Genomic DNA, 25,450 nt, shown 5'->3' on the forward strand with positions numbered 1-25,450 from the left:
CTATCGGCTGCGCCCCGTTGATCCCCGGGCGCAGCCGGCTTCAATAATGGACGTTGACGGTGACCGTGTCGGCATAACTGTCCGGTCGGAAATCGGCGTCAGGCAGGACGACGAAGACACTATGGCTGTCGGGATTTCCGCTGCCTGCGCCGCCGACGCCGTTGCCCACGCTGGTCTCCGTCGCGCTGTTTCCCCAGATCGGGCCGCTGGCGCTGATCGAGCGTAGTTGATAGGGGGGTGATCGGGATTGCCGCTGCTGCCCGACAATATTCCTGCGCCGTCATTATCGCCGTTGGATGGCATCAGACCGATATAATAGGGAATGCCGGTCGGACAGGTAATGCTGATGGTCGTCGATCCGACGATGGCGGTGGCGGTGGGCGAAACCGTACCAAGATCGACAGGAATGCCGGCCTGCACCGTGCAGGCGGCCGAGCGCTCTGCGGTGACGGTCAGCGTCCCTTGGGCGCCGGAAAAATCCGGCGGCAGGGAGTTTTGGCAGAGGGGATTGCCGGTATCGATGAACCCGACAATGGTATTGTAGAAATAGCCTGTGAAAGTGCCGGATACGCCGCTCGAATTCCCTTCGATCCTGGCGTAATAGGGTAAACTGCCGCTGACGATCCCTGGGGTGCCGGCTGGTGCAGTGACCTGCACGCTGACAGGGTTGGCTTCGGTCCATATCTCGGTCATCGCTGCATCTTCATAAATGTTGAAGTCGAGCGTCTGCGTCCCGGTGCTGTCCAGCATCACCGGCGCCCCTGGTACGCCGGGATAGCTGGGCGTGCCGATGCCGCCGCACAAGGTGAAGGTCACGGGACTGTCACTGTAGTTCTGACAGGTCCACGCGGCCATGCCGGCGGTCGTAGTGGCCGTTCCGAAATTCAGATCCATCGCACCTGAGGGACCGCACAACAGGTTCGCCTCGGCTTTTTCAGGGGCCATAAGGCCTGGGAACATGGTGGCGACCAACATGATGAAACCGCTCCACAGCGTCAGGCGGATCATGGGAGGCATTCCTTTCATCGGTCGAAACATGTCTGATTTCCCACACGTCCCGCCTTCTCGAAAGCAGGACGTGGCGGCAGTATGACATGGCAGCGGCCCGCCGGCCGGTCGGCGATCAACATCGCGCCCGGGCGTGCCTCTTCGACATAAAGCTGACCGTCGAAGCCGACGGCCATCGCCGGCCCTGTGCCATCGGCATAGCTGATCCTTGTCCCTTCGGGCACAATCTGTCCGGAGTCATCGATCAGGGTCATCAGCATGGAACGGGTCGGCGCGACCGGAAAATTGACCAGCACGCCGGCTCGATCGGCGGGAATGGCTTCCCGATCAAGAGTTGCAAGGTCGAAGGTGGCGGGCAGGTCGGACGGATCTATGCTCACAAGGTTGCGCTGATAGGCATTGAGACCGGTGACCAGCAGCTTGCCTTGCTCATTGGTGGCACCAAAACGGCGATGATAGACGGAGACGGGTATGTCCGGGATGCCGTTGGTCGAGACCAGGGCAAAGGAGTCGTAGATCGTCCGCGCGGCAAACAGGCTACCATCCATCAAGACCAATGATCCGCGGTAGCCAACAAATCCGGTGGTCGTCCGGTTGCGGATGTCGAGGCCGGCAGATGCCTCGCCATGGCGGCCGCGATAATCGATACGTCCGGAACCTGCCAGGTCGACATCATCGTCCCAGTCGGAACGCCACAGGTTGAGGTTCCAGCCGATGCCACCGTCCAGCGGGGCAGCCCGCCGGACGTTGAGATTGGCGCTGCTGCTGTCCTTTTGGGTCTGGACGCTCATGCTGACATCGTCGCGGCGGTCAGGCGACCAGGTCAGCGTCAGAAACAGGCTGTGATTACGCGCGCCCGAAAGTTGCTTCTGGGTTCTTACGCCTAGCCACCATTGACGGGATACGGCCTTGTTCCAACTCAATTCGGCATAACGATAGCGTTCGATGGCAGGATAGCGCTGGCTTACATAATTCAATCCGAAGGCGCCAAGCGAGCGGCTGTTGAAGCCGGCATAGGCGATGTCGCGATCACGGGGATAGGGCGCGCCGCCGCGACGGGCGAGATCGGCATAATCATGCGACGCCCGCATCATTTCAAGGCCGATACGGAACCGGCGATTGGTCCAGCCATAGCCAAGGGTCACTACCTGACCAAAGCGGCCATCCATTCGACTTGCGCCCAGCGATCCCGACAGGATGCCGGCCATGCCCATGCGGATGACGGCGCCCGTGCCGCCATTGGCATAATGGCTCGCGACCTCCGCATGGCCTTCGATCGTCAGCCAGTTGGTGAGGCCATATCGCCCATTGGCCGAGCCAAATGGATTGCCGGCATAATCGAATGATGTCAGGCCCCAGCCGCGTCGTATCGCGCCCGCCTCGGCCGACCATTCGGCCAACCCCTCACGGATCAGCAATGGGGTATCGTAGATCGGGAAATCCAGCGATGTCACCCGCCCGGTGACATCGGTCAGGACGAGTTGGGCGTTCCCCGCCCCATTGACGCGGGAATGGCCTGAACCCAGTTCGAACGGGCCGGCCGGCAATTCGCCGCTATATTGGCGGGCGCCGTTGATGAAGAGATCGACCTTGGAAGGCAGAGTGGCGCTGCCAAGGAAGGAGGGAAGCGGTGCAGTCACCAGATAGGGCTGAAGGCGGTTGTTGGTGCCGATCTGTATGCCGCCCATCCGGATCGTCCTGGTCCAGCGGGACGGGACCGTCAGTGTATCGCCCAGGCGCAGCGTCAGGCGCCGGTCGGGCCAGGACCAGGACAAGGATGAGTCGAGTCGCGTAAAGCCCCGATTTTGCGCGATATTCGAGGTTCTTATGATCCCGGTGTTATTGAGGACCATATTGTGGTTGAAATAACGCAGTTCGGTAAAGCCGGTCGCGCTTGATCGGCTCTGGGCGATGACGGCGGTCGCGTCATAGTTCAGGATCAGGCCCTCGCCGGGCGCGGCCTGGGCCGACGCATGAATATAGATGTTGCGCGTCGCCGCCGGGAGCGTCAGCAACTGCGGCTGCGCCATGATGCTCAGCCGCTGCTCGCCGGCATTATAGGTGGTGGCGATGCCCGCAAGCCGGTTCAGGCACAGTAGATCATCCGTGCCATCGGTCACGGCCAGGCCCAGGCGGGCAAATGTTTCGCGCCTGGTCCAGATTTCGCCCGCTATCAGTGCAAATTCGTGCAGTCCACGCTCTTCGCCATTGACGGTCACGGCGAGGATCAGTGGCGTGCCCTGAACGGTAGAGCCGGTTGCCGCATATGTGCTCATCATCGCGCCCGGCGCGAAGACCTGATCATCGTCGCTGGCCGGTGCGCCAGATAAGCCGGTATCGACCGCATCTCCTGCAATGGCTCTCCCGGTTGATCCGATCGCAATGAAAAAAGCTATTTCATTGACCAGAAGAAGCCCGCGGAAGCGGCCGCGTGACCTTCCTGCCATTCACCATCACCTCGAAATTCCCGCCCCTGAGCGTCGCCCCCGGAAAAGCGCGCAAGGCGAAGGACATTCTTGATCCCGGTAGGACATAGCCTATGAGGCCCGGCGCGATCGGATCCCTGCGGCCATCGGGCTGCACCACCACCGCGCCGGATAATTGCGCATGCGTCCCGCCGCTATTTTCGACCGTGATCCTGTCGCGCGACGCGAGATTCCAGTTCAGGTTCGGGGCTGTCCGTCCGCAGGACCTGGTCGTCAGGAACACGGGAACGGAATAGCTCAACCGATAGCGTAAGCCGTTCGCGTCAGCAGGCTGCCGGGGATCGGGCAGTTCGTCTATCTTCAGTCGGAATGCCTGTTCGCAATCGCTTGCGGCTGCTGGCGCCATCGATCTTCGGACCAGCCGGACGACCTGCCGCTGCTGCCCGCCGATTTCCACGAAGGGCGGGCTTGCCAGCACATCCTCCGTCGCGATCAACTTGTCGGCTGCCTCGGCCTGGCTCCAGCGATAGACCCGTATCTGCGCCCGGATCGGCTGGCTGGTCGAATTGATCAGCCAGATCACACCCGAGCGTTCCACGATCTTGAGGAGGACTGGCGATACCTGAAGCCCTGATCCTGCAGCCGGCCATGTGCAGGACAGGCCAAGCACCAGGCCGCACAACATGGTCCGGCGAGATAGGAACATACGCACGAAGCCGTCAGAAATTGACGCTGACAGTTACGGTATCGGCATAGTCGCCCGGCGTGAAATTGAGACTGGGTGCGATGGCGTAGACAGGTATGGATTGATCCGCACCCGTTCCGGTTCCCGCATAACCATTGCCCGCATCGGTATCGGTGGCGGTGTTGCCCCAGATCGTCGTCCCGGCATCCTGATAGAGTTGGTAGGGGACTTCATCAGTGGTCGAGCCAATCATCACGCCCGCCCCGCTGGTGTCGTTATTCGATGGCAAGAGGCCGATATAATAGGGGGTGTTCGGGGAGCAGTTCACCGTAAGGCTGTTGTTGCCCTGAACATTGGTATCAGTCGATGGATGCGTGCCCAGATCGACATCGGACGGGCTGCCAGCCGTCACATCGCAGGATGCCTCGATCGTCACCAGAACCTGGAACGTATCCGTAACAGTATCTGCTTGGCCGGGCACTGATATGAATATGGCCCCGCCTGCGGTAAGCAGAATATGGAAATGCCGAAAAATCGTCATTAACCAGACTCCTTCAATCCATGCAGATTTCAAAACCCGTTGTATTGCAGCTATATTATGGATTTTCTTTCATCTGTATCGGGCAAAACCCGGATGTCGCTCAATGGCGACGCGACATTACACGGGTGTCGCAAAGGTATTGATTGAAATGGTCAATTTTCGGAATTGCCCGGTCGATAGACGCATCGGCTGCGCGTGCCGCGCACGGGATTACCCGGTCATGGCGAATATCGGCCGGAGCCAGATGATCCGCCCATTTTCGGCCAGACGATACCATCATCCAGCACGGGAATGAGGAGGGCGGTAGGTCGGCGGGAGGAAAGGCAATCTTCTCCCGCCGACCGCGTTCAGATCAGTCCTTTTCGACCTGGCTGACGTCGCGCACCGCGCCGCGGGCGGCGTTGGTGGTCAGCGCCGCATAGGCGCGCAGGGCGGGCGAGACATTGCGCTTGCGACCGAAGGGTTTCCACGCCTTCTTGCCGCGCGCGACCATCTCCTCATGGCGCCTGGCCAGTTCGGCATCGTCGACCAGCAACTGGATGCCGCGATTGGGGATGTCGATCAGGATCGGGTCGCCGGTCGCGACGAGCGCGATCAGGCCGCCCTCGGCTGCCTCGGGCGAGACATGGCCGATCGACAGGCCCGATGTGCCGCCGGAGAAGCGGCCGTCGGTGATGAGCGCGCAGGCCTTGCCCAGCCCCTTCGACTTCAGATAGCTGGTCGGATAGAGCATTTCCTGCATGCCGGGGCCACCCTTTGGCCCTTCATAGCGGATGACGACGACGTCGTTGGCCTTCACCTCATTGCCCAGGATGCCCGCGACCGCCGCGTCCTGGCTTTCATAGACGCGGGCCGTGCCGTGGAAGGTCAGGATGCTGTCGTCGACGCCGGCGGTCTTCACGATGCAGCCTTCGGGCGCCAGATTGCCGAACAGCACGGCCAGGCCTCCATCCTTCGAGAAGGGATGTTCGGCGCTGCGGATGACGCCGGTCTGGCGATCCATGTCCAGTTCCTTCCAGCGGTTATTCTGGCTGAAGGCCTGGGTGGTGCGCACGCCGCCGGGCGCTGCCTTGAAGAAATCCTGCACGGCCTCGCTGTTGGTGCGGCTGATGTCCCAGCGGTTGATCGCCTCGCCCATGGTGGTGGCGTGGACGGTCGGCAGACTGGTGTCGATCAGGCCGGCGCGTTCGAGCTGGCCCAGGATCGCCATGATGCCGCCGGCGCGGTGGACATCCTCCATATGCACGTCCTGCTTGGCCGGCGCGACCTTGCACAGGCAAGGCACGCGGCGCGACAGCCGGTCGATATCGGCCATAGAGAAATCGATGCCGCCTTCATGCGCGGCGGCGAGCAGATGCAGCACCGTATTGGTCGAGCCGCCCATCGCGATGTCCAGGCTCATCGCATTTTCGAAGGCGGCATGGCAGGCGATGTTGCGCGGCAGGGCGGACGCGTCGTCCTGCTCATACCAGCGGCGGGCGAGGTCGACGATGGTGTGGCCGGCCTCGCGGAACAGCTTCTCGCGATCGGCATGGGTCGCCAGGATCGAGCCATTGCCCGGCAGCGACAGCCCCAGCGCTTCGGTCAGGCAGTTCATCGAATTGGCGGTGAACATGCCCGAGCAGCTGCCACAGGTGGGGCAGGCGGCCTTTTCGATCGCGGCGACTTCCTCGTCGGTGTAATTTTCGTCGGCGGCGACGACCATCGCATCGACCAGATCGAGCGCCACGGTCTTGCCGCGAATGTCGGCCTTGCCGGCCTCCATCGGCCCGCCCGACACGAAGATGACGGGGATGTTGAGGCGCATGGCGGCCATCAGCATGCCCGGCGTGATCTTGTCGCAGTTGGAAATGCACAGCAGCGCGTCGGCGCAATGGGCATTGACCATATATTCGACGCTGTCGGCGATCAGATCGCGGCTGGGCAGCGAATAGAGCATGCCGTCATGGCCCATGGCGATGCCGTCATCGACCGCGATGGTGTTGAATTCCTTGGCGACGCCGCCGGCGGCCTCAATCTCGCGCGCGACCAGCTGGCCCAGATCCTTCAAATGGACATGGCCGGGCACGAACTGGGTGAAGCTGTTGGAAATGGCGATGATCGGCTTGCCGAAATCCTCGTCCTTCATGCCGGTGGCGCGCCAGAGGCCGCGCGCGCCCGCCATGTTGCGGCCGTGGGTGCTGGTGCGTGAACGATAATGAGGCATTTTGCGCCGTTCCTGTAATCTTGTTTCCCTGCAATGGGAGCCCCCTACGCCTTTGCGCAAAGGTTGTGAAATATATTATTGATGCCGTATAAGGTTGCAAGGAGACTTTGTTGCCATGGACCTTCGCCCGCTGCGCCATTTCATCGCCGTCGCCGACACGCTGCATTTCGGCCAGGCGGCGCAGCGCCTGGGCATGACCCAGCCGCCGCTCAGCCAGTCGATCCTGGCGCTGGAGCGGGAATTGGGGGCGCCGCTCTTCATCCGGTCGAAGCGCAATGTCGCGCTGACGGCCTTTGGTCGGCAATGGCTGGAGCATGTTCGTCCGGCGGTGGAGGCGGTGAGCGCGCTGCCGGACATCGCCCGCCGCCTGCGCGATGGCAGCGCGGGCCAGATCGGCCTCAGCTTCGTCAGCACCGCCGATTACAGCCTGTTGCCGGCGCTGGTGCGCGATTATGCCGCCCGCTTCCCGGAGGTCGAGATCGCGCTGACCGAAGCGACCAGCGACGTGCAGATCGCCGACCTGATCGACGGCGTGAATGATGCGGGCATATTGATCGCCCCCGATGGCGCGCTTCCTGACGCGCTCGCCTATATGCCCTTGCTGCGCGAGCCGCTGGTGGTGGCGGTGCCGGAGGGCTGGGTAGCGGACGACCAGGCGCAGGGCGATCCCTGGCTAGACCGGCCGCTGATCCTGTTCCCGCGCCGGGTGGCACCGGCCTTCCATGATCTGGTGAGCGGCTATCTGGCCGGGCGGGGGCAGCCCCTGCTGATCCGGCAGGAAGCGATCCAGATGCAGACGATCATCAGCCTGGTGTCGGCGGGCATGGGCATCGCGCTGGTGCCCGCATCGCTGCGCAACCTGGCGCGGACAGGGGTGCGCTATCTCGACCTGCAGGATGCGCCGATCCTGGAGACCGGCCTTGCCTGGCGGCGAGACGATGATGGCGCGACGCTGGCGGGGCTGCTGGGCGTCGCCCGTGCCATGGCATGAACAGAAAGAGACCCCGTCGCACAAGGGATGCGACGGGGCCGAGGTTCAGGGAGGTGTCACTCCAAGGGGGGAAGAAGTGACAGGCACATCTATAGGTTCGGTCCATGAACCTTATGTGAAGCAAGCAGAAATTTTCTGCGACGGTGGTTTTGCGCCGATAATCGGCATGTCGGGCTACCAGCGTTCGCCCTGGGTCGAGGCGATGACGGGGCGCTGGTAGGAGGCGTCTTCCCTGCTCCAGTGGGGCTTGAGGAAGCCCTTCACATTGGCGGAATAGACCCAGCTCGCATCGGTGTCGGCGGTCATCTCGATCGTGCAGCGACGGGTAAGCAGCCGCCATTCGCCGCCGCGCCGTTCCAACTGGTCGATATAGCGGCCGAACGCGATCGTCGTGGTCTTGCCATCCTGCCAGAACAGGCCGCCGACCGTGTAGCTCTCGCAATAGGCGGTATCGCCGTCGATCTCGCACAGATGATTAGTGATATTGTGGCTGGTCGACAGGAAGAATTTGCCATGGCCCATATTGGCCCGCGCCGCATAGTCGGGCGCGCGGGTGATGATGGGGCCATGTTCGTCCACGCCATCTTCCCACCAGCAACTGTTGATGATGTCGACATCCTGCCGGTCGCGCCCGCGGCATTCGCGCAGGATGCAATCGCGGATCGCCTGCCGGTCCTGCAGGTCGCGCACGGTGGCGCGTAGTGCTGCGACTTCCTGTTCGAGGTCCATCTCCAGCTTTCCCTTTCAGTCCTGCGGCACCAGTTGCACCTGCATCATCTCGCCATTCGGCCCCATCGGGCTGTCATGTTCCTCGACCAGGCAGACGGGGTTGTTGTTGCTGGCGAAGAGTTGCAGTTCGTCGGCCTTGCGGACGTCGAGCATCGCCGGGTCGGACAGCCCCTTCATCGCCGCCTGATAATCGGCCAGGCTGTTCCACCATATCTCCATGATGCAGTCATAGCCGGGATGGATGACCTCGCCGGTCAGCGGGTTGGGCTGGGGCGTGACATAGCGGCGGACATAGCGCTGGGCATTGGGCAAGGCGGGTTTGGCGCCCATCTTCTGCGACAGGCGCGAATGCTGGTTCTCATAATAGTCCATGAACTGGTCCATGGAGAGGTCGTCACGCTTCCTGAGGAAGACGATCTGCTTGATCATGGCTCTCCTCCCGCGCTCAATATTGCCGTTCGCCGGTGGCGTCCGACGCCTTGAAGCCGTCGATCGGTTCGATCGCCTTCATCATCACCAACGGGATCAGGCGGTCGGTCGACTGCTGATAGCCGGCATAGGCCGGGAAGACCTGACACATGAAGGCCCAGACCCGCTCGCGTTCCTCACCCTCCGGCTCGCGCCAGGTCGCGCGGAAGGCTTGGGTCGCGACCTGGAAGTCGATCGTCTCGCTGTCGCGGATATTGAGATACCAGGCGGGATGATGGTCGGCGCCGCCCTTGGACGCGACGATCACCACTTCGCCGCCGATATCGCCATAGATAAGCGTGGTGATGAAGGTCTTGCCGCTCTTGCGGCCGGTGTAGCGGATCATGCAATGGGTGGTGAAGCCATGACCGCCGACGGCGCTGATGTCCATGATATGGCCCTGCGCCCCGCCCGATCGCAGATACATGTCGCGATGCTCGCTGATCCAGTCCTTGCGCGTGTCGCGGATGGCGGCGGAACTGTCGTCGCTCATGACGGCCTCCTCTCTGTCAACTTCGGTGTAAACCAGACCGGCGCCGGACGGACCTGAAAAGGGCGTCGCCATGGCGATGCTTGGCCGATCGGTTTAGCGGATGATCCGGTCATATTGGGGCAGCGGCGCGACGCCATAGCTTCGCCGATAGGAAGGCGGCTGGCGATCGCCCACATCACGCAGCCCATAATGTTCGGCCAGTTCCGCGCCGATCAGCGTCTGGCCGGCATGGTCCGCCAATGCCGGATCCTGCGACAGCGCCCAGATGACATGGCCGGTGAACTCGGGCGTTTCGACCATCTTTTCCAGATAGGCATATTTGGCCGGGTCTGATGCGATCAGTTGCAGCAGGCGGCCGGTGCGCAGCGCGCCCATCCAGATCGACAGGGCGGTGACGCCGGTGTCGCGCAGGTCGACGGCCATGTCGGCCGCCATCTTGTCCTGGCTGACCTTGTGCGCGCCATAGCCGGGACCATAGACATAATGGGAGGCGCCCGACCCCGATGTGAAGACGATCAGCCCCTGGCCCCGATCGACCATCATCGGCGCGGCATGATAGCTGGCGACATAGGAACTGCGGATGCCGACGGTGATGATGTCGGCCAGCTTCAGCGGCTTTTCCCAGAAGCGGCCGGGCAAAGTGAGTTCGTCATGGATGGCGGCGACATTATTGACCAATATGTCGATATGGCCCTGTTCGGCGCGGACCCGATCGAACAGGGCGCGGGTCTGGTCGTCATCGCCATGGTCGACGCGCACGGCAATGCCCTGGCCGCCAGCGGCCGTCACGGCGGCGGCGGTTTCGTAGATGGTGCCGGGGAGCGGCGCGTCGCCGGCCTTTTCCGATCGGCCGGTGACATAGACGATGCAGCCATGCTGGCCGAGCGCGGTCGCTATGCCCTGGCCAGCGCCGCGACTGGCGCCGGTGACGACCGCAACCTTGGGTGTCTGGCTCATCCATTCTCTCCTTGGGGCACCGGGCTAGCCCAGGCCGCTCGCGCCTGACCATGCAGGGGGTGGAGATATCGCTTTGGCGTTAGGCCGGGGCAGGTGGATTGCCGACCAGTTCCAGTTCATGGCCGTCGGGATCGTGGATCATCAATATGGCCGGCCCCTTGCCCGACGCGCGGATCGCGCCGACCGGATAGCCCGCCGCCTGCATGCGCGCTGCGACGCCCGACAGGTCGGGCACGCGCAGCACGATCTTGGCGATGCCGGAGTCGGTGGGCGGGGCCTTCTTAGCCGTGTCGTGCAGCAGGATCAGGGCCAGCCGGCCGCCCTTGCCGTCGGCACAGAGCATCACTTCGGTCACTGGCCCATGTTGCAGCGTGGTGGCGGGGACGAGGCCGAGCACGACCTGATAGAAGCGCAGTGCCTTGTCGAGATCGGCCACCGGCAGGCCGGGCGCCATCAGGGTCGCGCCGACCGGCGGTGGCGTCTGGGCGCGGAGCGGCGCCGCGCCAACGGGCAGCAGGGCGAGCAGAAGGGCGATGTCGCGCATGGTTCAGGCACTTTCGCTGGCGGTGGTGACTGGTGCGTCGTCCGTCTTCCGGCGCTGCTTGATCTTGTCGAAATCGGCCTCGAACTTCGGGCGCATGGTGCCGCACAGCCGGTCCCAGATCGTCGTATATCCACCGAAATTGCCGGTGAAATAGCGATGATGCTGATCGTGGAAGGTGGCGGAGATGAACCATTTGGTCGCCCAGCTGCGGTTCCACCAGCGTGGCAGGAGCTCATAGCCGGAATGGACGTAGAGGCCCATGATGATGTTGGTCGGCACGATCAGCGCGACGGTCGCGTCATGGACGGTGAAGACGGTCAGGAACAGCGGCACGAAGCCGCCATTGATCAGCGATTCCAGCGGGCTGACCGACAGGGTGGTGAGCAGGTTGGGGGAGGTCGACTTGTGATGCAGCTTGTGGACCCAGCTATAGACCGGTTCCTTGTGCATCCAGCGGTGCAGCCAGTAGAAATAGGTGTCGAACAGGAAGAAATAGAGCGCATATTCGAGCGCGATCATCCACCAGGCGGCGGGCGCCGGATTGAAGCTGATCGCGCCGATGTCGACCAGCTTGGTCTTGATCGTGCCGAGCAGCAGCCCGGTAATGGCGAGGTTGATGACGGCAAAGCCAGCCTCGTTCCGGAAAATCTTCCACTTGAAGCCGCGCGGCTGGATCTTGCGCGCCTTGAAATAGCCGCTGACGATGCCGGCGCCGATCCCGGTCGCGACAAACAGGCCAAGCCATAGCGAGAGAAGATGCTCGCCCTTTCCCAGATATTCCAGCACGCCGGTCCTTCCCGTTGCAGACAGAAGGGCCTGCTATCACGGGATGGGCCGGGGATTTTGTCGGCGCTGACACATAGGGGGAAATGCGGGCGGGCCGCTCAGCCGCGATTGGCGTTGATCCCGTCCAGCACGAAATCGGCGATCGCGGCGTCGATGCTGGCATCGTCCGCCAGACCCGCCGGATAGAGCCAGTCGCGAAACAGCCGGTTGGCGAGCACGGCGGCAAAGGCGGCGCGGACCATCAGGCGCGGATCGACACGGGGCCTGCCTTCGATCCGGGCCGACTGGACGGCCGCCCCCTGCTCGAAATAGGCGGCAAGGCTCTCGATCGGATTGCCATTCTCTCCCGCCGGGCCGCCGGCCAGCATCATCGCCCGCAGCAGTGCCTCATGCTCGGTGACGAAGCGTTGCAGTTCGGCGATGTAGAGGCGCGCGGTGTCCGCGCGGCTGACATCGTCCTGCGGCACGGGATGATCGGCATTGAAGCGTTCGAGATGCTGGCTGAGCGGGCGAAACACGGCTTCCTGAAACAGTGCGGCCTTGGACGCGAAGCTGCGGAACAATTGCGCCTCGGTCGTGTCGGCGGCGCGGGCGATGGCGGCGGTGGTCGCCCCGGCATAGCCATGGCGGCGAAATTCCTCCTGCGCCGCCTGGATCAGCCGGCTGGCGACCTCCGCCGAGGATCGGCGCGGCCGCCGGGCCGGCTTGTTGATGGCTTGGTCTGGGCCGCTCCCGCTCATGCGCGCAGGCGCGCTTCGGACAGGTCAAGCTCACGGGTGAGCTTGCGCCCGACCTCGCTGCCGATCTTGCGGCTGCGCAATAGGGTGAGCAAGGCGGCGCGTTCCGCCGCGACGCCGACCATGCGGAAATCGCGGAACAGGGCGCCCTGCGCGCGCAGGCTGTCGGCTTCGGCTGCGCCCAGAGCTTCGATCCGCTCGCGATACAGGTCCATCACGCGCGCGCCAGCCTCGGCATAGCGTTCGGCATGGCCATGGGTTTGCGCCAGTTCATGCTGATGCCGCTCGATCGCCTGGATCGCTGCCTCGGCCGTGACGATGCGGGCGGCGTCCTCCTCCGCGGCCTTGTTGGCTTCGGCCGGCATGTCGAGATTTTTGAGCAGCAGCGGCAGCGCGACGCTGGCCAGGATCAGCGACAGGATGATGACCCCGGCTGCCAGGAAAATGGCGAGATCGCGCGCCGGGAAGGGCGTGCCGTCGTTGAGCGCGAGCGGCAGGGTGAGCACACCGGCAAGCGTGATCGCGCCGCGCACGCCGGCGAAGGATGTCGCCGCCACCAGTCGCCAATTGGGCCGGCGCGGGCCATCGACACCGCGATACTGGTTGCGCAGGATGGTGAAGCGCAGCGACAGCCACACCCACAGGAAGCGCAGCGCGGCCAGGCCGGCGACGATCGCAACCGTGTAGAGCGCCAGCCAGCCGGGCTCGCTATGGCCGGTCAGCGCCACCGTGCGCTTCGCTTCTGCGAGGATGCCGGGCAATTGTTCGCCCAGCAGCACGAAGATGATGCCGTTCAGGGTGAACTGGATGGTGTCCCACACCGAATTGCGGCGCATCCGGGTCTCGGCCATCGCTTCGCGCGAGATTTCGGCGAAGGTCATGGTCACGCCGGCCGCGACGGCGGCGAGGATGCCGGAGGCATGGACATGTTCGGCCAGGATATAGGAGCCGAAGGGGATGAGCAGGCTGACCAGGATCTGCGACCCGATTTCCTCGCCCCAGCGGCGCGTGACCCAGGCCTTGGCGCGCGATACGATCAGGGTGAGGCCGACGCCGATGGCAATGCCGGCGAAGGCGAGCCAGAGGAAATTGAGCGCGGCGTCGCCAGCGGAAAAACTGCCGGTCAGCGCGGCCGCAATGGCGAAGCGCAGGCAGACAAGACCCGATGCGTCGTTGAGCAGCGACTCCCCTTCCAGGATGTGCATCATGCGCTTGGGAATGGGGACGCGCGCGGCGATGGCGGACACGGCGATCGGATCGGTCGGCGAGACCACGGCGGCGAGCGCGAAGGCGACGGCGAGCGGCATCGCCGGGATCATCCAGTGGATGAAGAAGCCCATGCCGATGACGGTGGTCAGCACCAGCCCCAGCGCCAGTTCGACCACGGTCGAGGCGTCCTTGAGCAGTTCATCCTTGGGAATGCGCCAGCCGTCGAGGAACAGCAAAGGCGGCAGGAACAAGAGCAGGAATATTTCGGGATCGAGCGCGACCCTGTGCGAGGTCGACAGGCCAATGATCGCGCCAAGGGCGATCTGGACCAAGGGTGTCGGGATTGAGATCGGCATCATGCGCGACAAGGCGCCACTGACGACGACAGCCAGCAACAGGAATAATACGACCGAAATGACGTCCAAATCTTCGCTCCAACTTATGTGTCGGGCGACCCTAGGCGGACGGATTGCCGATGGGCAAGCGCTGCGGGCGAATTTTCCTTCAATTTCAGCACCGCAACGCGGCTGTCATGCAGCGGACCTAGAGGGTTAACATTATTTGCCGTTCGGGGACGATTCGATGAATGCAAGTGTGGCGATTGGCGGGGCGCGCCGACCCGAGATGGACAAGGGGTTGGGCATGGCCGGCTCGATCGGCTTTGGCGCCGCCATCATCGCCGCGCTCATCTATGTCGTCTACAGCGTGTATAGCGACGCGACGGCCGTGGGCGTGGCGCCGACCGCCTATCTGCCCTTCCTGCTGTTGTTCCTGGCGCTTCTGATCGCGCTTGGCTTCGAATTTGTGAACGGCTTTCATGACACCGCCAATGCAGTCGCGACGGTGATCTACACCAATGCGATGCCGGCCAATATCGCGGTGGTCTGGTCGGGCTTCTTCAATTTCCTGGGTGTGCTGCTGTCGACCGGTGCAGTCGCGTTCGGCATCGTGTCGCTGCTGCCGGTCGAACTGATCCTGCAGGTCGGGTCCAGCGCCGGTTTCGCCATGGTGTTCGCGCTGCTGATCGCGGCGATCATGTGGAACCTTGCCACCTGGTGGCTGGGTATCCCGTCGTCCAGTTCGCACACGCTGATCGGATCGATCATCGGCGTCGGCGTCGCCAATGCGCTGCTGCACGGCAAGAGCGGCACGTCGGGCGTCGACTGGAGCAAGGCGACCGAAATCGGCCAGGCGCTGCTCTTGTCGCCGCTCATCGGCTTTGGTCTGGCGGCGCTGCTGTTCGTGGCGATGAAAGTCCTTGTCCGCAACAAGGCGCTCTATCGCGAGCCACAGAACGGCATGCCGCCGCCGCTGTGGATCCGCGCGCTGCTGATCTTCACCTGCACCGGCGTCAGTTTTGCCCATGGCTCCAATGACGGGCAGAAGGGCATGGGCCTTATCATGCTGATCCTGATCGGCACGGTGCCGACCGCCTATGCGCTCAACCGCGCCGTGCCGGCCCGCTACACGACCGAATTCCATGCCAATTCGATCGCCGCCACGGCTGCGCTTGGCCAGCGCACGCCGGCCTTGATGCAGCCGGTGGAGGCACGGGCGCAGGTGACGCGCTATATCGCCGACAAGCGTTTCGTAGACACGACGCTGCCGGCGTTGTCGGTGCTGATCGCCGATGTCGATCGGCAGGTGATGAGTTACGGCTCGCTGGCGCAGGTGCCGGCGGCTGCCGTCTCCAATATCCGCAACGACATGTATCTGGCGTCGGAGACGATCAAGCGTCTGGGCAAGGAGAAGGACGCAGGTCTTTCCGAGACGAAGATGAAGGCGCTGACGACTTACAAGGGATCGCTCGATGCCGGCACTCGCTTCATTCCGACCTGGGTGAAGATTGCCGTTGCCTTTGCGCTGGGCCTGGGCACGATGGTCGGCTGGAAACGGATCGTGGTCACCGTGGGGGAGAAGATCGGCAAGACCCATCTCACCTACGCGCAGGGCGCATCGGCCGAACTGGTGGCGATGGCGACCATATTCGGCGCTGACCATATGGGCCTGCCGGTATCGACCACTCATGTCCTCTCCTCGGGCGTCGCCGGCACCATGGCCGGGAACGGTTCGGGCCTGCAGATGACGACCGTGCGCAATTTGCTGATGGCCTGGGTGCTGACCTTGCCCTGCTCGATCCTGCTGGCCGGATTGCTATATATGGTTTTCGCGCAGATTTTCTGATCGACAGGAGCGGCATATCGGCGACCCGGGCGCCCCACTGACCCCTTTCACGCTGCCGGTGCCGGGCATAGGTCCGGGGCTGATCTGGGGACTGGACTTCGCGCCCGACGCGATCCGGCCGGTCGATCATTGCGACGGGGGCACGGCTGGCAGCTTTCGCTGGCTGCACCTCAACCTTGCCGATCACGGCACGCGGCAATGGATCGATGGCGCGCAGTTCCTGCCGGAAGCTGTGCGCGAACTGATCCTGTCGCCCGATACGCATCAGCGCGCGCTGGTCGACGGCGAGACGGTCGGCTGTGTGCTGCATGATTTCGAACGCGACTTCGACGTCGCTGACACGGCGCGGGTAGGGGCACTGCGCATGGCGCTGACACCTACGATGATGCTGACAACCCGGCTGCATCCGCTGCGCTGCGCCGATATCGCGCGCCACCGGCTGGAACGGACGAAAGGGGTGATTGGCGGCCCGCAGGCGCTGGACCTGCTGGTCGGTGCCATCGCCGAGAATATCGCCGATATCAGCCGTACCCTGTTGGCCGATATCCAGCGTGCCGAGGATGCGTTTCTGGAGGGGCATCGTCCGCCCCAGCCGCGTGACCTGGTCGGCATTCGTCGCCGACTGGCGCAACTACACCGGCTGCTATCGGGCGCTCGGGGCGTCTTCCAGCGGCTGGAGCGGGACGAAGAACTGCCCGATGCGCTGCTGCCCACGGTCGAGAAACTGACCCAACGGTTGCAGGCGCTGGACGCCGACATATTGGAGGGCCAAGCGCAACTCCGCCTGCTGCGTGATGAGCTGGACATACAGGCGGCGCAGCGCACCAACCAGAATCTCTATATCCTGTCGATCATCACTGCGCTGATGCTGCCGGCGACCCTGGTCACGGGGCTGTTCGGCATGAACACCGGGGGCATGCCCTTTGCCGGTGCGTCGCACGGCACGCTGACGGCGACGCTGGTCGCGGCCGGGGCGGCGGGTGTCAGCTATTTCCTGCTGCGCTGGATGGGGTTCATGCGGCGTTGAAAGGCGATTACACCTGAACGGCGACTGCCTGTCGTCCGTCGCCGCCGAAGACGCGCAGGTAACGTTCGATCTCAGCTGGATCGCCGGTCGCCTTTTCGGGATTGTCGGACAGTTTGACCGCCGGGTGGCCATTGGCCTCGACCACCTTGCACACCAGTGAAATCGGATCGAGTCCATCGGTTTCGAACGGGGCGCAGCCGCGAAAATCATTGGTAAGGTTGGTGCCCCAGCCAAAGCTCATGCGCACGCGACCATGGAAATGGCGATAGGTCGCCTCGATACTGTCGACGTCCATGCCATCGGAAAAGATCAGCAGCTTGCTGCGCGGGTCGCGACCCTTTTCCTGCCACCAGCGGATGATCTGTTCGCCGGCTTCGATCGGTGGCGCGCTGTCGGGGCGGAAGCCGGTCCAGTCGGCGACCCAGTCGGGCGCGTCCTTTAGGAACGCCGCCGTGCCGAACGCATCGGGCAGGGCGATGCGCAGATTGCCGCCATAATGCGCCTGCCATTGTTCGAGAACCGCATAGGGCGCGCGCGCCAGTGCTGCGTCATCGGGGGCCAGCGCGGCCTGCACCATGGGCAGTTCATGGGCGTTGGTGCCGATCGCCTCCAGATCGGCATCCATCGCCAGCAGCACGTTGGACGAGCCGATTAAGCGATCACCCAGCCCTTCCTTCAGCGCCTCGACGCACCAGCGCTGCCACAGGAAGCCATGGCGACGGCGCGTGCCGAAGTCGGAGATGACGAGATCGGGCAGCACGCTCAGCCGCTCGACCTTGTCCCACAGTTTCGCCTTGGCACGGGCGTAGAGCACATCGAGTGCGAAGCGGCCACGGCTCTTCATCGCCGCGCGTGATCGCAATTCGTTGATGATGGCGAGCGCGGGGATCTCCCACATCATCGTCTCGATCCAGAGCCCATGGAAGCGCAGCTCATATTGGCCGTCGACCTGACGCAATTCATAGTCCGGCAGGCGAAAGTCAGCGAGCCAGGCGATGAAATCCGGGCTGAACATCTGAGTCCGGCCATAGAAGCTGTTGCCCGCCAGCCAGATCAGTTCCTTCTTGCCGAAGCGCAGTGAGCGCGCATGATCGAGCTGTGCGCGCAGTTCGCCTTCATCGATGATGTCGGCCAGTCTTACTCGACGGGTGCGGTTGATCAGCTTGAAAGTCGTGCGGACATCAGGGTGAAGCTGCCGGATCATCTGCAGCATCAGCAGCTTGTAGAAATCGGTGTCGAGGAGGCTGCGGACGATCGGGTCGAGCCGCCAATTATGGTTGTAGGTGCGGGTGGCGATGTCGGTGAAGACCATGAAGAACCTGATGGACAGCAAAATTGACAGGGGCGTGCTGCACCGTTCCCCATGGGGATCATGATGGCAAGGCTGATGAGGTGATTATTGACCGGTGAAGTTCGGGGTGCGCTTGTCCCGCGCGGCGGCCAGCCCCTCGCGATGATCGGCGGTCGTGGCGAGCAAGGGCTGGACCATGAACTCGCGGTCGAGAAACTGGTCGAAGGATAGGGTGGTCGCCTCGAACAACTGCTTGCTCATCGCCTGCGCGACGGGCGGCCCCTTCGCAAGACGGGTGGCCAGTTCGATCGCCGCGTCGCGGACCGGGCGGTCCGCCTCGATCGAGAGGATGAGGCCGAGCTGCCAGGCTTCATCGGCGGTCAGCGTCCGGCCGCTATAGACGATTTCCTTGGCGCGCATCGGGCCGACCAACCGGGTCAATTGCCAGATGGCGCCGGCGTCGGGCGCATAGCCGATCCTGCCGAAGAGTTGGGCAAAGCTGGCGTTCGGGCTGGCGACGATCAGGTCGCAGGCGAGTGCCAGGCTCCAGCCTGCGCCGACGCAGACGCCGTCGACGGCTGCGATGACCGGCTTGGGCATGGCCATGATGGCGCGGATCATGCGGTGGAGCGCGCGCATCCGCTTGAGGAAAGCGGCACTGTCGGCGGCGCCCATTTCGCCGGTATCGGCGCCGGAGCAGAAATGACCGCCTGCGCCGGTCAGGACGACCGCCCGAACCCCGTCATCCTGCGCCAGATCGTCGAACAGCGTGGCGATCTCGCCGCGCATCGCCATGGTGAAGGCATTGCGCCGATCGGGGCGATCGAGCGTCACGATCGCGACCGCGCCGTCATGCTCCAGTCGCAGGCTCATGGCGTGGGCTTCCAGCCGAAGGACTGACCGCTTTCCCGCTGCCATTTGTCGAACCAGGGGGCGATCTGGCGGGCGCGGAAGTCCGGGGTGGCGGCGATATGCTGGCCGATGACCAGCGGGTTGGTGCGGCCGTCCTGGGTGGCGGGCCATGGCGGCAGGCCGGGGCCATTGGGGTCGCCGCTCCGCACATAATTCAGCATCCAGCCCGACATGGTCTTGGCGAGCGCCCGGCTTTCCGCATCGGCCGAGGGGGACTGGCCGAGCCAGAACAGGCGGTCGGCGCAATGGTCCGCGCCGGGTTTCGCGCTGCGCTCGTTCGGCGCAACGAAATCGAACTGATAGGCGCGCGTCGGCAGGCCGGCGCGGGCCGCCAGTTGGGTCATGCCCAGCGCCGCTGAGGTGAACAGGAAGTCGGTCTGCACCCGGCGCAGCAATTCGGCCTCATCGGACAGGCCGTAGCTGGCGGACACGGCCGACAGATCGATACCGAAGCGGCGCGCCATTTCGGCCCGGCCAAAGCCCATCAGGCCAAAGACGCTGGCTTCGTTGCTGGTCGATCCGCTGATCAGCGGGACATGCGCGATCTGGCCTTTTGCGAACAGGGTGGAAAGGGGAGCGGGCAGCCAGCTGCCATCGACGGTTGCGCCAAAGTCCGGCGCGCCGCTGTCGCCGGCCAGCACCTGCGCGACGCTGAGCCTGCGCAGGGCAGCGAGCGATGGCGCGCCATCGCCGGTCACGCCGGTGCGCTGGGCAAAGGCCAGCCCTTGCTCCTGCGCCTGTGGCAGGGGGCGATTGGCGTTGAACAGGCCGCCGGCCGAATGGGCGCTGGCGCGGGCGAACAGGCCCCTGGCCATCGGCGTCGCCATCAGCGCATTGATGCTGGAGCCGCCCGCCGAACAGCCGATGATGGTCACATTGTCGGGATCGCCGCCGAAGCGGGCGATGTTCTGCCTGACCCAGCGCAGCGCTGCGACCTGATCCATCAGCCAGAAATTGGCGGTCCCCTTGGGCGCTTCGGTTGTCAGGGCGGGATGGGCGAAGAAGCCGAGCCGCCCGATGCGGTAGTTGGGGGCGACAAGGACGACACCCTGCTTGACCAGCGGCGGCATGCCGTTGCGGAAGGGCTCCCGGCCCGAGCCGACGAAATAGGCGCCGCCATGGACGACGAACAGCACCGGCAATTTGCGGGCACCAAGGTCGGGCGAGGCGACGTTGAGGGTCAGGCAATTTTCATCCTGGGGGAAGGCGGCGTCCTCTTTGCGCCGTGGCTGGGGGCAATCCGCAGCAAAGCCTGTAGCGTCACGCTCGGTTTTCCAGGGACGGACCGGTTGCGGTGCGCGCCAGCGATTGGCGCCGACCGGGGGCGCGGCATAGGGGATGCCGCCGAAGAAGCGGACATCGTCGCGGACCACGCCGCGGATCGGGCCGGACGCGGTGGACAATCGGGGTGGTGCCGAAGAAGGGGCGGCATTTCCAAGGCTTGCCCATAAAGCGACGGCTGCGGCCGCGCAGGCGACAGGACGCTGCACCATCTCCATCATCCCCTCATCAATTTTGCTCTATGGTGCATAATAATGTTGGAGACGTTTATCGCTGTCAAGCGCGCAGGCGCGTTGACAGGGTTATGAATCTGCACCAAGGTGCAATATAAAGAGGCGCGAACAGGGGCGCACGGAGAAGGATGAGAACATGAAGGGAAGAGTGTCGACGGCCGTGGCGATCCTGGCCCTGGCGAGCGGGCTGGTCGCCTGCGGCGCGGACAGCGCAGCGCCGGGCGGAACGACCGCCAACTGGTCCAGCTTTGGCGGCGACGACAAGGAGCAGCATTATAGCGCGCTCGACCAGATCAGCGCCGACAATGTCGGCAAGCTCGGCCTTGCCTGGTCCTATGACATCGACACCTATGACAGCTATACCCAGCCGCTGGCGATAGATGGCGTCCTCTATTTCGCGGTCGGCCTGTCGGTCGTTCATGCGCTCGACGCCAAGACCGGCAAGCTGCTGTGGCAATATGATCCCGATGTGGCGAGCCAGCCGGAGTCCAAGTGGCGGATGCGCGCTGGCTGGGGCACGCGCGGCATCGCCTATAAGGACGGGCTGATCTATACCGCGACGCGCGAAGGCCGGCTGATCGCGGTCGACGCCAAGACCGGCAAGCCGCGCTGGTCGGTCCAGACGCTGGACGAGGCTGAAAATGGCTATATCACCGGCCCGCCATGGGTCGCCGGCGACAAGGTGGTGGTCGGCTTTGGCGGCGCGGATTACAGCCCGACCCGTGGCTATGTGACCGCCTATGATGCCAAGACCGGCAAGAAGGCGTGGCGCTGGTTCGTGGTGCCGGGCGATCCGGCCAAGGGTTTCGAGAACAAGGCGATGGAGGCCGCGGCCAAGACCTGGACCGGCGAATGGTGGAAGTTCGGCGGCGGCGGCACGGTGTGGCACGCCATGGCCTATGACGCCAAATATGACCGCATCTACCTTGGCACCGGCAATGGCTGGCCGTGGAACCAGAAGATCCGTTCGCCGGGTGGTGGCGACAATCTCTATCTCGCCTCGATCGTGGCGATCGACGTGAAGACCGGCGAATATGCCTGGCACTATCAGGTGAATCCGGAAAACAGCCACGATTTCAACGATGCGATGGATATCGAACTGGCCGATATCGAGATTGGCGGCAAGATGCGGTCGGTGCTGATGCACGCGCCCAAGAATGGCTTCTTCTACGCGCTGGACCGCGAAACCGGGAAGTTCATCTCGGCCGGCGAGTTCGCCAAGCAGAATTGGGCCAAGCGGATTGATCCGGTCACTGGCCGGCCCGAGATCAATCCCGAGGCGCAATATCCGAACGGCAAGCCGTTCATGATGTATCCCTTCCCCAATGGCGCGCATGGCGTCCAGGCGATGGCGTTCAGTCCCAAGACGAACCTCAGCTACATTCCGGTGATGGAGGGCGGCCGCGTGTTCGTCGATCCGGCCAATGTGAAGGACTGGACCTACAAGCCGGGGATGATGGTCAATACCGGTCTGGGCGCGCCGCCGTCCGACATGGTGGCGCCACCGGCCGTCAGCAAGCTGGTCGCCTTTGACGTGCCCAACAACAAGATTGCCTGGTCCGTGCCGCAGCCCGGCGTGTTCAATGGCGGCATCATGGCCACGGGTGGCGGGTTGCTGTTCCAGGGCACGAACGACGGCAATTTCAACGCCTATTCGGCGACCGACGGGCGCAAGCTCTGGTCCTTCCCGGCGCAGAACGGCATCCTGTCCGCGCCGATCAGCTACACGGTCGGCGGCAAGCAATATGTGTCGGTCATTACCGGTTTCCGCAGCAGCTTTCCCAACGTCCCCAACTGGGATTATCGCCAGCAGCAGCGACGGGTGCTGACCTTTGCGATCGGCGGCACCAAGGCGCTGCCCAAGTTCGAGTTGGTGGACGAGCCGATCCAGGATGATCCGGCCTTTACCGTCGACGCCGCCAAGGCCAAGGTCGGTGGCGCCATCTACAATAGCAGCTGTATCATCTGTCATGGCGCGGGCATGATGGCGGGCGGCGCCGCGCCCGATCTGCGCAAGTCGGCGGTGCCGCTGGACGCGGAGACGTTCAAGGCGGTGGTGCATGACGGGGCGCTGATGGCACGCGGCATGGGCGCCTTCGAGCAGTTGAGCGACGCCGATCTGGAAGGGCTGCGCCACTATATTCGCCAGCGCGCGCGGGAAACCGCGCCCAAGGCCAACTGACCTCCCATGGCATCCGCCCCCTTGCGGCGGATGTCGCTTCGCCCCGCTTCCTTTGATGAGGAGGCGGGGCGTCTTGTCTGCACCGAGCGGGGGCTTGCACAAAGCCCAGCCGTGCGGCATCAAATTTGCACGTTCATGCAATTGCGTTATGATCGTCGGTTACGTGCCCCCGCCGGGCGCGCCTCGGGGAGGATGAGCGAATTTGACGACGGACAAGGACATGGCTGACCTCAAGGAAAATGGCGATCGGCCGCAGACCTATTCCAGTCCGGCGATCATCGAACGCCGTCGCCGGATATTGGAGGAAACGCGCAAGGTGATCGCCGAGCAGGGGATCGCGGCGCTGAGCATGAACGAGATCGGCCAGCGCGCTGGCGTCGCCAAGCGCACGCTCTACAACGCCTTCCAGACCCGTGAGCGCATGATCGCCACCGCGATCCAGGAATATTTCGACGAATATGTCAGCCGCATCGTCTATTCCAGCCCGCCCGGCACGATGCAGCATAATCTGGAGCGGATGATCTCGGTCGTCCAGCGCAACCGGAAAATCCGCAACTATATCAAGGCGATCATGGCGCTCTATTTCAGTTCGGATGTCGACCGCGACATCTGGACCGCGATGCACTCGCCGGCCATCCATCATAACAAACAGTGGATCGAGGCGCTCGACGCCACGAAGCAGTTGCAGCCTTGGGTGCAGGTCGACAAGCTGGTCGATGATCTGGTGCGCTTCGAATATGCGACCATCAACGACTGGGCGCAGGGCCGAATCCCCGATGATGAGGTGATCGTCCGGCTGGTCAGCAGTTATCTGTCCTGCCTGCTCGGTTCGCTGAAGGGCGCGGCGCGCAAGGAAGTCGAAGCGCTGATCAAGGATATTGCCGAGCGCGGCATGGACGCGCTGCCGATGTCGCCCAAGACCAAGACGAAAGCGGCTTGAATCTGCACCATGATGCAAATTTTCTTGCATCATGGTGCGCGCCTCGTCTAGGCATGCCCCAGGCCCGACATGGGCATCAGCATGGGAGAGTGAGATGAGCGCGCCGAGCGAAGACCCCGAACTGTTGTTCGAGCTACGCGCGGATGGCGTGGCCATCATCACCCTCAACCGGCCGCACGCGAAGAACACCGTTTCCTTCACCATGTGGGAGCAGTTTTCCGCTGCGCTCGACCGGCTGGAAAATGCGACGCCGGCACGGATGCTGATCCTGTGTGGCGCGAACGGCTATTTCAGCAATGGCGGCGACGTGAAGCTGCCGCCGGCGCGGGGCGAGGGGGCGTTGCGGCTTGCCGCTCGGCTGGAGATGGGGCAGCGGATCATCCGCCGGCTGCGCGCGCTGCCGATCCCGACCGTGGCGGCGGTGGAAGGCGGGGCATTCGGCGTTTCCTGGAGCCTGGCGATGGCCTGCGACATGATCTTCGCTGGCGACAATGCGCGGTTCGGTGCGCCGTTCCTGGATTTCGGGCTGGTGCCCGATGGCGGGGCAGCCTGGTTCCTGACCCGGCAATTGGGGCGGGCACGCGCGGCCGAGATCATCTTTTCGGGACGGACATTGGAGGCGGCCGAGGCATTGAGCCTGGGGCTGGTCAGCCGGCTGGTGCCGCCGGGCGAGACGGTCGCGCAGGCGCTGGCGCTGGGCGCGACGATCGGTGGCGGCAACGCCCATGCGGTCGAACTGACCAAGCGGCTGCTCGACCAGGCGGAGAGCGGCGACCTGTCGGCCAATCATGCGCTGGAACTGGTCTATTGCCATACCTGCCAGGCGGGGGAGGAAGTGCCTCGCGCCCGCGCGGCATTCAAGGCACGCGCAGCGGCGAAGGCTGCCGCGAAGGTCGCAACTGGGGCGAAGGAATAAGTCATGCAGTTCGACATGCGCAGCCTGCCGATGGCGACCCGCTACAAGATCGTCAATTCGACCATCACCCCGCGCCCGATCGCGTGGATCACCACCAAATCCGAAGCGGGCGTGGTCAATGCCGCGCCCTACAGCTTCTTCAACTGCGTCGGCACCGAGCCGCCGCTGGTGGCGCTGGGCCTGCTCAAGGAGCCGGTATCGCGTGGGCTGAAGAACACCGCCAGCAACATCATCGCGACCGGCGAGTTCGTCGTGAACCTGGTGTGCGAGGATGATGCCGAGAAGATGAACCATTGCAGCGTTGATGCGCCGGCCGATGTCAGCGAGATCGACTATGCCGGGATCGAGACCGCGCCGTCGGTGCTGATCGCGCCCCCGCTGATCGCCAGCAGCCCGGTCAGCTTCGAATGCCGGAAGGTCGCGGCGATGGACATCGGCACGATGCAGACGGTGATCATCGGCGAGATCGTGATGGCGCATATCCGCGACGAGTTTATCACCGATCGCGAGCGGGTCTATTTCGACACGCCGGCGATGAAATTGATTGGCCGCACCCATGGTAGCGGCTGGTATGTGCGCAATGGCGACAGTTTCCAGATGGACCGGCCGGGTTATGATCCGGCACGGCTGACGGGCAAGGAGTGAATTTGAACCTATAGTGCAATATTACTTGCACTGCCGGGAAAAAGCGTGTCTGTTTCAAG

Annotated in this window: 23 protein-coding genes; 7 read left to right on the top strand and 16 right to left on the bottom strand. The window is 63.8% G+C overall.

Translation table 11 applies throughout. The features are described 5' to 3' along the window. From GGQ90_RS04685 to ilvD, 5 genes are all read right to left on the bottom strand, one after another. Positions 1-1,008 (bottom strand): spore coat protein U domain-containing protein, encoded by a 1,008-nt coding sequence (locus GGQ90_RS04685; protein ID WP_188081059.1) that lies wholly within the window; start codon positions 1,006-1,008, stop codon positions 1-3. A 14-nt stretch (positions 1,009-1,022) separates the two neighbouring features. Then, on the bottom strand, positions 1,023-3,287 hold the full coding sequence (locus tag GGQ90_RS04690) for a fimbria/pilus outer membrane usher protein (protein WP_188081060.1): 2,265 nt from the start codon (positions 3,285-3,287) through the stop codon (positions 1,023-1,025). A gap of 118 nt (positions 3,288-3,405) precedes the next feature. Beyond that, positions 3,406-4,140: a fimbrial biogenesis chaperone gene (locus GGQ90_RS04695; RefSeq protein WP_188081061.1), complete on the bottom strand. Its 735-nt coding sequence runs from the start codon at positions 4,138-4,140 to the stop codon at positions 3,406-3,408. Between the two features lie 13 nt (positions 4,141-4,153). Beyond that, positions 4,154-4,660, bottom strand: coding sequence for a Csu type fimbrial protein (locus tag GGQ90_RS04700; RefSeq protein WP_188081062.1), 507 nt, complete (start codon positions 4,658-4,660; stop codon positions 4,154-4,156). Positions 4,661-5,012: 352 nt separating this feature from the next. Then, positions 5,013-6,866, bottom strand: a complete 1,854-nt coding sequence (gene ilvD, locus GGQ90_RS04705; RefSeq protein WP_188081063.1) for a dihydroxy-acid dehydratase — start codon at positions 6,864-6,866, stop codon at positions 5,013-5,015. Between the two features lie 115 nt (positions 6,867-6,981). On the opposite strand from ilvD, the gene GGQ90_RS04710 reads away from it, so the two are divergent. Then, a complete protein-coding gene (locus GGQ90_RS04710) occupies positions 6,982-7,857 on the top strand; it encodes a LysR family transcriptional regulator (protein ID WP_188081064.1) in 876 nt (291 codons plus the stop codon). 174 nt (positions 7,858-8,031) lie between these two features. Here the strand turns inward: GGQ90_RS04710 and GGQ90_RS04715 are convergent, their stop codons facing one another. The 8 genes from GGQ90_RS04715 to GGQ90_RS04750 all read right to left on the bottom strand — a co-directional run bounded on the left by GGQ90_RS04715 (position 8,032) and on the right by GGQ90_RS04750 (position 14,205). Beyond that, positions 8,032-8,586 carry a nuclear transport factor 2 family protein gene (locus GGQ90_RS04715; protein ID WP_037507124.1) on the bottom strand — a complete coding sequence of 185 codons (555 nt, stop codon included), beginning with the start codon at positions 8,584-8,586 and terminating at the stop codon, positions 8,032-8,034. 15 nt (positions 8,587-8,601) lie between these two features. Continuing rightward, positions 8,602-9,015 carry an EthD domain-containing protein gene (locus tag GGQ90_RS04720; protein WP_188081065.1) on the bottom strand — a complete coding sequence of 138 codons (414 nt, stop codon included), beginning with the start codon at positions 9,013-9,015 and terminating at the stop codon, positions 8,602-8,604. 16 nt (positions 9,016-9,031) lie between these two features. Then, positions 9,032-9,547 carry a nitroreductase/quinone reductase family protein gene (locus GGQ90_RS04725; protein ID WP_188081066.1) on the bottom strand — a complete coding sequence of 172 codons (516 nt, stop codon included), beginning with the start codon at positions 9,545-9,547 and terminating at the stop codon, positions 9,032-9,034. Between the two features lie 93 nt (positions 9,548-9,640). Beyond that, positions 9,641-10,504 (bottom strand): SDR family NAD(P)-dependent oxidoreductase, encoded by an 864-nt coding sequence (locus GGQ90_RS04730; RefSeq protein WP_188081067.1) that lies wholly within the window; start codon positions 10,502-10,504, stop codon positions 9,641-9,643. Positions 10,505-10,583: 79 nt separating this feature from the next. After that, positions 10,584-11,048, bottom strand: a complete 465-nt coding sequence (locus GGQ90_RS04735) for a VOC family protein (protein WP_188081068.1) — start codon at positions 11,046-11,048, stop codon at positions 10,584-10,586. A 3-nt stretch (positions 11,049-11,051) separates the two neighbouring features. Next, the gene (locus GGQ90_RS04740; RefSeq protein ID WP_188081069.1) at positions 11,052-11,834 is read right to left on the bottom strand and encodes a sterol desaturase family protein; all 783 of its coding nucleotides are present in this window, start codon (positions 11,832-11,834) and stop codon (positions 11,052-11,054) included. A 98-nt stretch (positions 11,835-11,932) separates the two neighbouring features. Continuing rightward, positions 11,933-12,574: a TetR/AcrR family transcriptional regulator gene (locus tag GGQ90_RS04745; protein ID WP_188081070.1), complete on the bottom strand. Its 642-nt coding sequence runs from the start codon at positions 12,572-12,574 to the stop codon at positions 11,933-11,935. After that, on the bottom strand, positions 12,571-14,205 hold the full coding sequence (locus GGQ90_RS04750; protein ID WP_188081071.1) for a Na+/H+ antiporter: 1,635 nt from the start codon (positions 14,203-14,205) through the stop codon (positions 12,571-12,573). The genes GGQ90_RS04745 and GGQ90_RS04750 overlap by 4 nt, the downstream gene beginning before the upstream one ends. 199 nt (positions 14,206-14,404) lie before the next feature. On the opposite strand from GGQ90_RS04750, the gene GGQ90_RS04755 reads away from it, so the two are divergent. Then, positions 14,405-15,964 carry an inorganic phosphate transporter gene (locus GGQ90_RS04755; protein WP_188081156.1) on the top strand — a complete coding sequence of 520 codons (1,560 nt, stop codon included), beginning with the start codon at positions 14,405-14,407 and terminating at the stop codon, positions 15,962-15,964. Between the two features lie 58 nt (positions 15,965-16,022). Beyond that, positions 16,023-16,991, top strand: a complete 969-nt coding sequence (locus tag GGQ90_RS04760; protein WP_343053531.1) for a transporter — start codon at positions 16,023-16,025, stop codon at positions 16,989-16,991. A gap of 7 nt (positions 16,992-16,998) precedes the next feature. Here the strand turns inward: GGQ90_RS04760 and pncB are convergent, their stop codons facing one another. The 3 genes from pncB to GGQ90_RS04775 form a co-directional block, all read right to left on the bottom strand. Continuing rightward, positions 16,999-18,303 carry a nicotinate phosphoribosyltransferase gene (gene pncB, locus GGQ90_RS04765; RefSeq protein WP_188081072.1) on the bottom strand — a complete coding sequence of 435 codons (1,305 nt, stop codon included), beginning with the start codon at positions 18,301-18,303 and terminating at the stop codon, positions 16,999-17,001. Positions 18,304-18,387: 84 nt separating this feature from the next. Beyond that, positions 18,388-19,155: an enoyl-CoA hydratase/isomerase family protein gene (locus GGQ90_RS04770; protein WP_188081073.1), complete on the bottom strand. Its 768-nt coding sequence runs from the start codon at positions 19,153-19,155 to the stop codon at positions 18,388-18,390. Beyond that, positions 19,152-20,597: a carboxylesterase/lipase family protein gene (locus GGQ90_RS04775; protein ID WP_188081158.1), complete on the bottom strand. Its 1,446-nt coding sequence runs from the start codon at positions 20,595-20,597 to the stop codon at positions 19,152-19,154. Before GGQ90_RS04775 ends, GGQ90_RS04770 begins: the two co-directional genes overlap by 4 nt. Before the next feature lie 247 nt (positions 20,598-20,844). On the opposite strand from GGQ90_RS04775, the gene GGQ90_RS04780 reads away from it, so the two are divergent. The 4 genes from GGQ90_RS04780 to GGQ90_RS04795 all read left to right on the top strand — a co-directional run bounded on the left by GGQ90_RS04780 (position 20,845) and on the right by GGQ90_RS04795 (position 25,391). Then, positions 20,845-22,890, top strand: coding sequence for a PQQ-dependent dehydrogenase, methanol/ethanol family (locus GGQ90_RS04780; RefSeq protein WP_188081074.1), 2,046 nt, complete (start codon positions 20,845-20,847; stop codon positions 22,888-22,890). Positions 22,891-23,092: 202 nt separating this feature from the next. Next, positions 23,093-23,830 (top strand): TetR/AcrR family transcriptional regulator, encoded by a 738-nt coding sequence (locus tag GGQ90_RS04785; protein ID WP_010338988.1) that lies wholly within the window; start codon positions 23,093-23,095, stop codon positions 23,828-23,830. 94 nt (positions 23,831-23,924) lie between these two features. After that, the gene (locus GGQ90_RS04790) at positions 23,925-24,746 is read left to right on the top strand and encodes an enoyl-CoA hydratase/isomerase family protein (protein WP_188081075.1); all 822 of its coding nucleotides are present in this window, start codon (positions 23,925-23,927) and stop codon (positions 24,744-24,746) included. 3 nt (positions 24,747-24,749) lie between these two features. Beyond that, entirely contained in the window at positions 24,750-25,391 is a 642-nt protein-coding gene (locus tag GGQ90_RS04795) for a flavin reductase family protein (RefSeq protein WP_188081076.1), read from the top strand. Positions 25,392-25,450: the final 59 nt, after the last annotated feature.

This window comes from Sphingobium scionense (assembly GCF_014197035.1).
Lineage (GTDB): Bacteria > Pseudomonadota > Alphaproteobacteria > Sphingomonadales > Sphingomonadaceae > Sphingobium > Sphingobium scionense.